At 60.8% G+C, this 12,359-nt stretch carries 11 protein-coding genes; 1 reads left to right on the top strand and 10 read right to left on the bottom strand.

Annotation, left to right across the window (positions count from 1 at the left end; translation table 11 throughout):
* Positions 1–2 precede the first annotated feature (2 nt).
* From aroB to ACYYKW_RS03025, 7 genes are all read right to left on the bottom strand, one after another.
* A complete protein-coding gene (gene aroB / locus ACYYKW_RS03055; protein ID WP_090280436.1) occupies positions 3–1,103 on the bottom strand; it encodes a 3-dehydroquinate synthase in 1,101 nt (366 codons plus the stop codon).
* A 151-nt stretch (positions 1,104–1,254) separates the two neighbouring features.
* Complete coding sequence (gene aroK, locus ACYYKW_RS03050) at positions 1,255–1,773, bottom strand: shikimate kinase AroK (RefSeq protein WP_090280433.1); 519 nt, start codon at positions 1,771–1,773, stop codon at positions 1,255–1,257.
* Between the two features lie 4 nt (positions 1,774–1,777).
* A complete protein-coding gene (gene pilQ, locus ACYYKW_RS03045) occupies positions 1,778–3,856 on the bottom strand; it encodes a type IV pilus secretin PilQ (RefSeq protein WP_093105759.1) in 2,079 nt (692 codons plus the stop codon).
* Positions 3,857–3,869: 13 nt separating this feature from the next.
* The gene (locus ACYYKW_RS03040; protein WP_464989375.1) at positions 3,870–4,397 is read right to left on the bottom strand and encodes a pilus assembly protein PilP; all 528 of its coding nucleotides are present in this window, start codon (positions 4,395–4,397) and stop codon (positions 3,870–3,872) included.
* Positions 4,394–5,017, bottom strand: coding sequence for a type 4a pilus biogenesis protein PilO (gene pilO / locus ACYYKW_RS03035; protein WP_464989374.1), 624 nt, complete (start codon positions 5,015–5,017; stop codon positions 4,394–4,396). Before pilO ends, ACYYKW_RS03040 begins: the two co-directional genes overlap by 4 nt.
* Positions 5,014–5,580, bottom strand: a complete 567-nt coding sequence (locus ACYYKW_RS03030; protein WP_090280422.1) for a PilN domain-containing protein — start codon at positions 5,578–5,580, stop codon at positions 5,014–5,016. The genes pilO and ACYYKW_RS03030 overlap by 4 nt, the downstream gene beginning before the upstream one ends.
* On the bottom strand, positions 5,580–6,644 hold the full coding sequence (locus ACYYKW_RS03025; RefSeq protein WP_093105773.1) for a pilus assembly protein PilM: 1,065 nt from the start codon (positions 6,642–6,644) through the stop codon (positions 5,580–5,582). Before ACYYKW_RS03025 ends, ACYYKW_RS03030 begins: the two co-directional genes overlap by 1 nt.
* Positions 6,645–6,863: 219 nt before the next feature.
* On the opposite strand from ACYYKW_RS03025, the gene ACYYKW_RS03020 reads away from it, so the two are divergent.
* On the top strand, positions 6,864–9,308 hold the full coding sequence (locus tag ACYYKW_RS03020; protein ID WP_464989446.1) for a penicillin-binding protein 1A: 2,445 nt from the start codon (positions 6,864–6,866) through the stop codon (positions 9,306–9,308).
* A gap of 317 nt (positions 9,309–9,625) precedes the next feature.
* On the opposite strand, the gene ACYYKW_RS03015 is transcribed toward ACYYKW_RS03020, so the two are convergent.
* The 3 genes from ACYYKW_RS03015 to rpmE form a co-directional block, all read right to left on the bottom strand.
* Complete coding sequence (locus ACYYKW_RS03015; protein WP_093105782.1) at positions 9,626–10,894, bottom strand: malic enzyme-like NAD(P)-binding protein; 1,269 nt, start codon at positions 10,892–10,894, stop codon at positions 9,626–9,628.
* Between the two features lie 183 nt (positions 10,895–11,077).
* Positions 11,078–11,860 carry a thermonuclease family protein gene (locus ACYYKW_RS03010; protein ID WP_464989445.1) on the bottom strand — a complete coding sequence of 261 codons (783 nt, stop codon included), beginning with the start codon at positions 11,858–11,860 and terminating at the stop codon, positions 11,078–11,080.
* 41 nt (positions 11,861–11,901) lie between these two features.
* A complete protein-coding gene (gene rpmE, locus ACYYKW_RS03005) occupies positions 11,902–12,123 on the bottom strand; it encodes a 50S ribosomal protein L31 (protein WP_016772055.1) in 222 nt (73 codons plus the stop codon).
* Positions 12,124–12,359 lie beyond the last annotated feature (236 nt).

Below are 12,359 nucleotides of genomic sequence, written 5' to 3'. Positions count from 1 at the left end.
TATTAACCTTTAAGCTGAGCCAGGGCGCGGTAGTCCGCTCCCAGCGTGGCCTGTAGAACCTCTTTCGGATAATCGTCGGTCACGACCGCTTCGCCCATCCGGCGCAGCAGCACCAGGCGCAGACGACCGTCGATCACTTTTTTGTCGATTGCCATGTGTTGCAGAAAATCCGCTTCGCGCATTTCTTCAGGCGGAATCACCGGCAGACCGGCGCGCTGGAACAGACGAATACCGCGATCGCGCTCCTGCTCGCTGATCCAGCCAAGCCGCGCGGACATCTCCAGCGCCATTACGGTGCCAGCCGCGACCGCTTCACCATGCAGCCACACACCATAGCCCATATGAGTCTCGATGGCGTGCCCGAAGGTATGGCCGAGGTTGAGCGTGGCGCGCACGCCAGTTTCCTTTTCATCGGCGCCGACTACCGCAGCCTTGGCCGCGCAGGAGCGTTCGATAGCGTAGGTCAGGGCTTTCTGGTCCAGCGCGCGCAGGGCGTCGACGTTGTCTTCGAGCCAGGTCAGGAACGGCTCATCGCAGATCAGACCGTATTTGATGACTTCGGCCAGACCTGCGGAAAGCTCGCGCGCCGGCAGGGTTTTCAGCGACGCGGTATCGATCAGCACCACGTTCGGCTGATAGAACGCGCCGACCATGTTCTTGCCCAGCGGATGGTTGATGCCGGTCTTGCCGCCCACCGACGAATCAACCTGGGACAACAGCGTGGTCGGAATCTGAATGAAGTCGACGCCGCGCTGATAGCAGGCTGCGGCGAAACCGGCCATGTCGCCGATCACACCGCCGCCCAGAGCGATGACGGTGGTGCGGCGGTCATGCCGAGCGGTCAGCAGACCGTCGAAGATCAACTGCAGGGTTTCCCAGTTCTTGAACGCTTCGCCGTCCGGCAGCACCACGGAAATCACCGAGTACTGCGCCAGGCTGCGGGTCAGACGTTCGAGATAGAGCGGCGCAACGGTCTCATTGGAGATGATTGCCACTTGCCGCCCGTGGATGTGCGGCGCCAGCAGTTCGGGTTGATCCAGCAAACCTTCGCCAATATGAATCGGGTAGCTGCGCTCGCCCAGGTCGACCTTGAGTGTCTGCATGTGTCCCCACAGTGAAGATGGAAGCAGGCGTCCTGCCCTGAATTATTGGTTATCTGTGGCCTGTAGCGGGTGTGACGCCGCTTGCCGGTCATCCGCCACACCTCGGCAGGCTGTGACAGGACGCCGAGGATAGCGCATTTCGCGCGCGGCTTTAACGGGGCGGAAGCTGGGCCAGGCGGTCGAGAATATCGAGCACCACCATGCGCGGCGGCCGTTCGTCGGTTTCCACCACCAGATCGGCAATTTCCCGATAAAGCGGATCGCGGATCGCCAACAGGTCACGCAGGGTTTTCGCCGGATCGGCGGTGCGCAGCAACGGCCGGTTGCGGTCGCGCGAGGTGCGGCCGACCTGCTGTTCGACGGACGCGTGCAGGTACACCACTCGCCCGCCCTCGAACAGGGCCTTGCGATTGGCATCACGCATTACTGCGCCACCGCCGGTCGCCAGCACCACGCCGTCGAACGCGCACAGCTCGGCGATCATCGCCTGCTCACGGTCACGAAAGCCGGGCTCGCCTTCCTTGTCGAAGATCCATGGGATATTGGCACCCGTGCGCAGCTCAATTTCCTTGTCGGAATCCTTGAACGGCAGGCGCAGCTCTTTGGCCAGCAATCGGCCGATGGTGCTTTTGCCAGCACCCATCGGTCCTACAAGTATCAAATTTCGCACAGAATCAACGACTCACAGCAATCGCCTGGTTATTCATGATACGCGGAGTGAGAAATACCAGCAGCTCGGATTTTTTCTCCGAAACCACATCACGCCGGAAAAGGCGGCCAAGATACGGCACATCGCCAAGAAATGGCACCTTATCTACAACCTTGCTCTGAGTATTTGAAAAAACACCGCCAATCACGATGGTTTCGCCGTCATTGACCAGCACCTTGGCGTTGACCTCGTTTTTCTTGATCGGCGGCACATCCTGCACTTTGTTCAGGTAATCCGGCTCATCCTTGGTGACCTTGACCTCCATGATGATGCGGTTGTCCGGGGTGATCTGCGGCGTGACCTCCAGCGACAGCGAGGCCTCCTTGAACGACACCGAAGTCGCGCCACTGGAGCTGGCTTCCTGATAGGGAATTTCCGTGCCTTTGAGGATCTTCGCTGTTTCCTTGTCAGAAGTGACCACTTTCGGTTGCGAGACGATTTCGCCGTTGCCGGTCTTCTCCATCGCCGTCAGCTCAAGGTCAAGCAGCACGTTGTCGGTGATGAAGGCGATGCCGATCCCGGAAGTATTGTTGACAGTGCCCATGTCGACGAACGGCGAGTTGGTGCTGGTGCTCCCCGGCGTGCCGATGGTGGAAGATGAACCGTTGACCCCGGACGCGTTCCAGTTGCCCTTGTTCTGCACTGAACCGCCCCAGCGCACGCCCAGACTCTTGTCGTAATCGACGTTGGCCTCGACGATGCGCGCCTCGATCATCACCTGACGCACCGGAATATCCAGTTGCGCCACGATCCGCCGCAGTTCGTCGAGGCGATCCTGGGTCTGGTAGGCAATGATATTGTTGGTCCGCTCATCCACGGTGATCGAACCGCGCTCATCGATTTTCGCTTCGGCGCTGGTCACCGACTGGAACAGCTTGGCGATGTCCGCCGCCTTCGCATAATTCACCTGCAACAGTTCACGACGCAGCGGCGCCAGCTCGGCAATCTGCTTCTGCGACTCGAGTTCCTGGCGTTCGCGGGCAGCGATCTCATCGGCCGGCGCGACCAGCAGCACATTGCCGATCTTGCGTTTATCCAGCCCCTTGGTTTTCAGCACCAGATCCAGCGCCTGATCCCACGGTACGTTTTGCAGGCGCAAGGTGATGCCGCCCTGCACCGTATCGCTGGCCACCAGATTGAGGTTGGTGAAGTCGGCGATCAGTTGCAGCACCGAGCGCACATCGATGTCCTGGAAATTCAGCGAGAGTTTTTCGCCAATGTAGGCCTGACGTTCGGCGTTGCGCTTTTGCAGGTCATCGACACTCATCGGGCGGACGCTGACGGTCAGTTTGTTGTCGGTCTGAAAGGTCGAATAGTCGTAGGTGCCGCTGGGCTCGACGGTGATCACCGTGCGATCACCACTGACGGCGGCATTGACGAATTGCACCGGGGTGGCGAAATCCTTGACGTCAAGGCGCACCCGCAGCTTCTCCGGCAGCTGTGTGCGGGCGAAGCTGAGGATGATTTTGCCGTCGTGCTCCTGGATATCCGGGGCGATGGTCGGGTCGGACAGATCAATGACGACGTTACCCTCACCCTCGGTGCCGCGCTGAAAGTCGACGCCACGAATGCTGCGGTTTTTCGGCACGAATGCCTTGGCCGCTGGCGCAGCTGCCGTGCTCGTGCGGGGCGCAACGGCGGCGGGACGCGAGGCAGGCGCCGGTGCACCCTGGCCGACCACAACGAACAGAGTATTGCCCTCGATGCGCGTGGTGTAAGGCGCAAGCTGGGTGAGGCTGACGATCAGCCGCGTGCGGTCCTTGGCCTCGACCACCGTGGCGGTACGCGCATTGCCGCTGCCCAGATCCAGATTCTTGTTGCTCAATTGACTGGCGACACCGGGCAGATCCACCGCGATGCGCGCCGGTGATTCCGTGGTATAGCCCTTGGGCGCCGGTGGCGGGCCATCGAACGACAGCTTCAGTTCGACGCGGTCACCCGGCAGCGCCGCCACATCCAGCGCTTTCAGGTTGGCCGCGTTTACCATCGGCGACATCAGCGCTATCCATAGCGAAAAACCGAGGGTGGAGAAAATCCTGTTCATTGTTCGACTTCCACTATGAGTGCTCTTTCAAAGGAATGGTGCGCGGCCGCTCGAGCCAGGCGCCCTGCCCGTCGGGCACGATTTCGACGACGTCGACCTGTGTCGCGCTGATGGCGACGATGCGCCCGTCGTTGCGCCCCAGGTAATCGCCCACTTTCAACCGATGCACCCCGCCCGCCCCGCGCAGCAGCGCGAACGAGCCCGAAGCATTGGCAATCGTGCCGACCATCTCGAACTGCTCGATGTTGAAACCTTCCAGGTACTGCTTGGCCCGGTTGGGGTCGGGCTTGACGTTGCGCGAGCCGTGTTTGCGCCCGGCCAGATCAACCCGCACCTGAGGTGAAAACGGACTGCGCAGGTTGGCTGCGCTGTAAGTGAATGTCGGGTAAGACCGGAATGTCGGCGTTGGTTCAATCTTGCCGGCCGGCCGCAGGCGCACTTCATTCATGTAGGCGTCGAGATCACTGAAGTCGTCGCTGCCACCACACCCGCCCAAAGCGAGCAGCGTCATCGCCCACGCCATGTAACGAATCGGGGTCATTTCTGCAGCCCCTTGTCGTTATAGCGGTACGTCTTGGCGAGGATGCTCATGCGCAGCTTCGGCCCGCCCTCCTTGTTGGCGAGTGCGAGGTCGAAATCGTGAAGGGTAACGATGCGCGGCAATCCGGCTACACCGCTGACGAACGTGGCGAGGTCGTGGTAAGCGCCGGTAACGGTGATCTGGATCGGCAGCTCGATGTAGAACGGCTGGGTGACTTCCGGCAGCAACTTGATCTCTTCGAATTCCAGGCCGCTGCCCAGGCCAGTGCGGGTGATGTCTTCGAGCAGGCCCGGCACTTCGGTGTCGCTGGGCAACTGCCGCAACAACTCGCCGAAGGTATTTTCCATCTCCTTCATCTGCTGGGTGTACAGCTCGAGATTGGCCGACAGGCGCGCCTTGCTGGCGAACTGTTCCTTGAGCGTCAGCTCCTCCTCCCGCTTGAGGTCGTGTTGATTCTCCAGGTCGCTGAGAAAAAAGTTATAGCCCAGCGCCAATACCAGCACCATCAACAGCGCGCCGGCAATGAACTTCACCGCCGCCGGCCAGGAACCGATGTTGCTGGTATCGAGGTCGTTGAAATCGACGCTGCGCAGGCTTTCCAGCCATTCGGACGGCTTCATTGGTCGTCCTCGGCAGTCTTGGGCCGGGTCTGGCGCACGGTCAGCTCAAAGGTGTTGGCCTGATCGACTTGTCCGGCAGTAGTGGCTTTGACTTCGTTGAGGCTCGGCGCATCGAACCAGTCCGATGCTTCCAGGTTGCGCATCAGGTCGGAGACGCGATTATTGGATTGCGCAGCGCCGCTGATCGACAGGGCTTTGCCAGCCATTTTCACTTCGGTGAAATACACACCGTCCGGCAGCGTGCGCGCCAACTGGTCGAAGATTCGCCCGCTGATCTGCCGGTTGCCCTGCAAGTCCTGGATGATGCGCATGCGCTCGACCAACTGCTGGCGGCGTGCCTTGAGTTCGCTGATCTGCTTGATCCGCTCGTCGACCACGGCGATCTGCTTGCTGATGTAGTCATTGCGCGCCACTTGCCGGTCGATGGCGGCACTGATGATCTGATCGGCAATCAGCACCGCACCGATCGAACCGACGAGCACGCCGGTCAATGCCAGCAGAAAGCGTTTGCGCCGCTCTTCGCGGCGCTCCTCGCGCCAGGGTAAAAGGTTGATCCGCGCCATCAGTCGAAACTCCTGAGCGCGAGCCCGCAGGCGATCATCAATGCCGGCGCATCGCTGGCCAGCGCACCGGCATTGACCTTGCTGCTCAAAGACATATCGGCAAACGGGTTGGCCACTTGCGTTGGCGTGTTCAGGCGCTGCTCGATCAAGCGATCCAGACCCGGCACCGAGGCTGTGCCGCCCGCCAGCAGGATGTGATCGACGGCGTTGTATTGCCCGGAGGCGAAGAAGAACTGCAGCGAGCGTGACACCTGCTGCACCAGCGCCTCGCGAAACGGCTGCAGGACTTCACTGACGTAATCATCGGGCAGACCGCCCTGTTTTTTCGCCAGCCCGGCCTGCTCGACGGTCAGGCCGTAACGCCGCTGGATTTCCTCGGTCAGTTGCCGACCGCCGAACAATTGCTCGCGGGTGTAGATGATTTTGCCGTTGTGCAGGACGCTGAGGGTGGTCATCGTCGCGCCGATGTCGACCACGGCCACGGTCAGGCGCTCCTGGGATGCCGCCAGTTGCGTCGCCAGCAAAGCGTATGAGCGTTCCAGCGCGTAAGCTTCGACGTCCACCACGCGCGCCGTCAGCCCGGCCAGGGCCAACGCTGCCTCGCGCACTTCGACGTTTTCCTTGCGACAGGCCGCCAGCAGGACATTGACTCGTTCGGGATTGCGCGGCGACACGCCCTGGACTTCGAAGTCGATGGCGACTTCGTCCAGCGGGTAGGGAATATATTGGTCGGCCTCAATCTTCAGCTGGTTTTCCAGCTCGTCGTCGGAAAGCCCGGCGTCCATTTCGATGACCTTGGTGATCACCGCCGAGCCGGCCACCGCCACCGCCACGCCCTTGAGCCCGGTGCGCGCCTTGCTCAGCACGCGACTGAGGGCCTGGCCGACGCCTTCGAGTTCGGCGATGTTCTTTTCGACCACCGCGCTGGCCGGCAAGGGCTCGACGGCGTAGGCCTCGACCCGGTAGCGCTCGCCCTGACGGCTCAGTTCCAGCAGCTTCACTGACGTGGAGCTGATGTCGATCCCCAGTAATGTATTGGCTTTTTTATTGAAGAGTCCCAGCACTACCAATTCCCTATGACTTTCCGTGAGTTACGGACTCTGTAATACGCATTGCGTTCCTTCACCCCGTCTTGACAGAAGCGCAAATGACGCCCCCTGCGGAAAAGTGCTTATAATGCCCAGCGTTTTTTTCCGCTTTTTACTGCCCGCGCGGACCGTTCTGTGTGTTACCGGAACCCCGTCGCCAAATTCATTCTTTGCTCTGGATGTCCAAAAGCCTTGATTCGTCTGCTGAAATTTTTCGGTTGGTCCATCGTCGCCGTTTTCTGCGGACTGCTATTAGGTCTCAGCGGCGCGTTTCTTTACCTTAGTCCGGGTTTGCCGTCTGTGGAGGCTCTGCGAAGCATTCAGTTGCAGATTCCGCTTCGCGTCTACAGCAGCGATGACAAGTTGATCGCAGAGTTTGGCGAAATGCGCCGCACACCGATCCGTTTCGCCGACATTCCGCCCAATTTCATTAATGCGTTACTAAGTGCTGAAGACGACAATTTCGCCAACCACTACGGCGTCGATCCGAGCAGCCTGATGCGCGCCGCAACGCAACTGGTCAAAAGCGGGCACATCCAGTCTGGCGGCAGCACCATCACCATGCAGGTGGCGAAGAACTTCTTCCTCACCAGCGAACGCAGCTTCTCGCGTAAAACCACAGAGATTCTTCTGGCCCTGCAGATCGAACGGCAGTTGACCAAGGACGAGATCCTCGAGCTGTACGTCAACAAGATCTATCTGGGCAACCGCGCCTATGGCATCGAGGCGGCGGCGCAGGTGTATTACGGCAAATCGATTCGCGACGTCAGCCTGGCGCAGATGGCGATGATCGCCGGCCTGCCGAAAGCCCCGTCGCGCTTCAACCCGCTGGCCAACCCGGCGCGCAGCAAAGAGCGCCGCGACTGGATCCTGGGGCGCATGTACAAGCTCGGCAAGATCACCGAGGCCGATTACACCGCTGCGATCAACGAGCCGCTGAACGCCAGCTACCACGTACCAACCCCGGAAGTGAACGCGCCGTACATTGCTGAAATGGCCCGCGCCGAAATGGTTGGCCGCTACGGCAGCGACGCCTACACCGAGGGTTTCCGCGTCACCACCACGGTGCCGAGCAACCTGCAGGAAATGGCCAACACCGCGCTGCACGAAGGCTTGATGACCTACGACCAGCGCCACGGTTACCGTGGCCCCGAGTCGCGTCTGCCGGGCAAGACCCGCGAAGCCTGGGCCAGCGAACTGACCAAGCAACGCACCATCAGCAGTCTGGAGCCGGCGATCGTCACTCAGGTCGACAAGAACGGCCTGCAAGTGCTGACCCGCACCGGCGAAGAACATGTCGCCTGGGACACCATGAAGTGGGCGCGACCGTTCCTCAACACCAACAGCATGGGCGCCAATCCGCGTCAGCCGGCGGACGTCGCGCAGGTTGGCGATCTGATTCGCGTGCAGCGCCAGAAAGACAACTTGCTGAAGTTCAGCCAGATCCCGCAGGCGCAAGGTGCGCTGGTGTCGCTGGATCCGCAGAACGGCGCGATCCGTTCGCTGGTCGGTGGTTTCGCGTTCGAGCAGAGCAACTACAACCGCGCCATGCAGGCCAAGCGTCAGCCGGGTTCGAGCTTCAAACCGTTCGTCTACAGCGCCGCACTGGATAGTGGCTACACCGCTGCAACCCTGGTCAACGATGCGCCGATCGTGTTCGTCGACGAGTACCTGGACAAGGTCTGGCGTCCGAAGAACGACACCAACACCTTCCTCGGTCCGATCCGTCTGCGCGAGGCGCTGTACAAGTCGCGTAACCTGGTATCGATCCGCCTGCTGCAGGCGATGGGCGTGGGTAAAACCATCGATTACATCACCCGCTTCGGCTTCAACAAGCAGGACCTGCCGCCGAACCTGTCGCTGGCACTGGGTACCGCAACCCTGACGCCGATGGAGATTGCCACCGGCTGGAGTACCTTCGCCAACGGCGGTTACAAGATCACCCCGTACATCATCGACAAGATCGAAAGCCGCAACGGTGACACGCTGTTCGTGGCCAACCCGCCGACTGTTCCGCAAGGTGGCTCGGCGACGGACGGTATCGCCGCGCCGGACACCGAGTCGTTCACAGTCAATGCCGCACCGGCTCCCGGCGAAGCGCCAGGCAATCAGGCAGTGCCTCAAGCGCCAGCCGTGGCCGAGCGGATTGTTGATGGTCGTACTACCTACATCCTCAACAGCATGCTGCAGGACGTGATCAAGCTCGGCACCGGCCGCCGCGCCCTCGCCATGGGCCGTAGCGACATCGCTGGCAAGACCGGTACCACCAACGAATCGAAAGATGCGTGGTTTTCGGGTTACAACGCCGATTACGTGACCACGGTGTGGACCGGTTTCGACCAGCCGGAAAGCCTCGGCCGCCGCGAGTTCGGCGGCACTGTGGCGCTGCCGATCTGGATGAATTACATGTCGGCCGCACTGAAGGACAAGCCACCGCATGTCCAGCCAGAACCGGAAGGCATCCTCAGCCTGCGCGTGGACCCGGTCAGTGGCCGTGCAGCGTCGCCGAGCACACCGGGCGCGTACTTCGAGCTGTTCAAGGCTGAGGACTCCCCACCGTCGATGAATGAGCTGGGCAACGGCGTCGTACCGGGCAGCCCGCTACCGGCGGATGAACAGGCGCCGATCGATTTGTTCTGATCCGGCAGCCATTGAAAAGCCCCGCCTTCGTGAGAAGTGCGGGGCTTTTTATTGCCAGAGGATCAAGAGCCCCTCACCCTAACCCTCTCCCGGAGGGAGAGGGGACTGATCGGGGTGTCTGGAGGCTCCCATTAACCTGAAAGTGCTGTGTCGATTATGGATTCGGCAGAACACTTTCAGTGTCGACGTAGCTCCCAAGCATCCCGCAATTTGTCCCCTCTCCCTCTGGGAGAGGGTTAGGGTGAGGGTTGTTTCTGACCAACAAAAAAGCCCCGACTCTCACGAGCCGGGGCTTTCGCTTGAAGCGTTACAGCGACTTAGCCGTTGAACACGTCATCCACGCTTTTCAGCGGGTAGTTCTTCGGATACGGCAGAGTTGCCACACCGGTCTCGATCGCCGCTTTAGCCACAGCGTCGGAGATCAGGGTGATCAGGCGCTTGTCCATTGGCTTCGGAATGATGTACTCACGGCCGAATTCCAGCGGAGCACCACCGTAGGCATCGCAGACGTCCTGTGGCACCGGCAGCTTGGCCAGTTCGCGCAGGGCGTTGGCGGCCGCGACTTTCATTTCTTCGTTGATGCGCTTGGCGCGAACGTCCAGGGCACCGCGGAAGATGAACGGGAAGCCCAGCACGTTGTTGACCTGGTTCGGGTAGTCCGAACGGCCGGTGGCCATGATCACGTCGCTACGGGTGGCGTGAGCCAGCTCCGGGGAGATTTCCGGGTCCGGGTTGGAGCAGGCGAACACGATCGGGTTCGGTGCCATCGACAGCAGGCCTTCAGCGCTCAGCAGGTTCGGGCCGGACAGACCGACGAACACGTCAGCGCCTGCCAGTGCGTCAGCCAGGCTGCGCTTCTCAGTGGCGTGGGCGAACACGGCTTTGTACTGGTTCAGGTCGTCACGGCCGGAGTGGATCACGCCGGTACGGTCAACCATGAAGATGTTTTCGATGCGCGCGCCCATGCTCACCAGCAATTTCATGCAGGAGATGGCCGCAGCGCCGGCGCCCAGGCAGACGATCTTCGCTTCTGGCAGGGTTTTGCCAGCGATTTCCAAGGCGTTGATCATGCCGGCCGCGGTAACGATCGCGGTGCCGTGCTGATCATCGTGGAATACCGGAATGTCGCATTGTTCGATCAGCGCGCGCTCGATCTCAAAGCACTCTGGTGCCTTGATGTCTTCGAGGTTGATGCCGCCGAAGGTGATGGAGATGCGCTTGACCGTGTCGATGAAGGCTTGCGGGCTTTCCGAGTCGACTTCGATGTCGAACACGTCGATACCGGCGAAGCGCTTGAAGAGCACGCCCTTGCCTTCCATCACGGGCTTGGAAGCCAATGGGCCGAGGTTGCCCAGGCCGAGAATCGCGGTGCCATCGGAAATCACTGCAACCAGGTTGCCCTTGCCGGTGTACTTGTAGGCCAGTTCGGGATCGCGGGCGATCTCACGCACTGGTTCAGCTACGCCGGGGCTGTACGCCAGCGACAGGTCGCGAGCGGTAGCAGTGGCCTTGGTGAGCTCGACACTCAGCTTCCCCGGACGAGGATTGGCGTGATATTCGAGAGCGGCAGTTTTCAGATCAGACATTTTGGCATTCCGCTTTTTACTGTTGGACAGACTGGTCAGCGAGGATACGCGCCTCGCAAAGTCCCCACAAGACTGGGCAGTCACCACTGTCAAGCGCCCTGCCCTACGACTTTGGGCCAAGAGCCACGGCGCACAAGGGCTGGACTGTTCACAATCGATGCGAAAAATGTCTACAATTTTTCTTCAGCGCGAACCCTGCAGCATCGAAGGATCGGTCAATGGCAACAGCCAGCGCGCCTGCCCCGACTGCAAACCGCCGCGCCGCGAGCGATCAACGATCCAGCCGCGCGCCTCGATCTGCTGGCCTTTCAGCGCCTGCAAGCGGGCATTGTCGAATTGTCCGACCAGATTGGGTGCAACGCGCAGTACAAGCGCGTCCTGCAACTCGATCCAAATTCCACCGCGATTGCGCTGCACCTTGCTCACCCGCCCGCTGACCACGGCGAAGCCGGAACGCTGAATCTGTTGTGCTTTGAGTACCGGCGGTTGCCGCCAGACGCCGCGCCCAGCCTGCCGCGCCGAGGTTTCGGCGGCCTGCTGACAGGCGACCAGATCGACGTTCGGCGCAACGGCCACCTGGAAACCGAGGCCATCAGCCAGCATTTGCGCTTCGAGATTGGCACCGCTGGCACTGTAGACATGCGCGAGCGTACGGCCGTAATGGTCCTTTCCCTGCTGGCCGGGACGCAAGCCGACACGCCCGTCGCTGTCCGCCACCAGGGCTTCGAGGCGTTTGCGCGCGGCCACGGCGAACGGCTCGTCGCTGCGACCCTGCTTGCCCAGCTCCGGCGTGTTGAGGCCGATCATGCGCACGCTGCGGCCATCGCTCAGGCGCAGCGTGTCGCCATCAACTACCCGCTGCACGCTGACGCTGATCAGCCCAGCAGGTGTTGGACAGAACGCCTGTGCCCCCGATAGCCAAATCGCAGACACAAAAAAGGCGCCCGCAAGGGACGCCTTTTTCATCAGTCTGGAGAAGTCGATACGACCTTCCAAAATGATCAGCCTCAGGCTTTTTTGCCGACGCCGAAAGTAGCGAAACGGTCTGCGAACTTCTGCACGCGGCCGCCGGTGTCCAGAGTCTTCTGCTTACCGGTGTAGAACGGGTGGCATTCGTTGCAAACGTCGATCGCCAGGGCTTTGCCGTAGGTCGAACGAGTTTCGAACTTGTTACCGCAGCTGCAGGTAACAGCGATTTCCGGGTAGTTCGGATGAATTTCGGCTTTCATGGTGTCTTCCTCAGGCTAGCGTGCCGCCACCCAACACTATTGTTGAATACCGCACGTAATTAGGCCGCGGATTCTACCAGACCTTTTCAATCGCGCAAGCTGTCACCGAGACCGACCGTCTGCTAGGCTCCCGGCCCAACACGCTATCCACTGTAGGAGTGAGCCTGCTCGCGATAGCGGTATATCAGACAACCTAAATGTTGAATGACAAACCGCTATCGCGAGCAGGCTCACTC

The organism is Pseudomonas sp. 15C (assembly GCF_055484735.1).
This window is presented reverse-complemented; position numbering and strand designations above follow the sequence as displayed.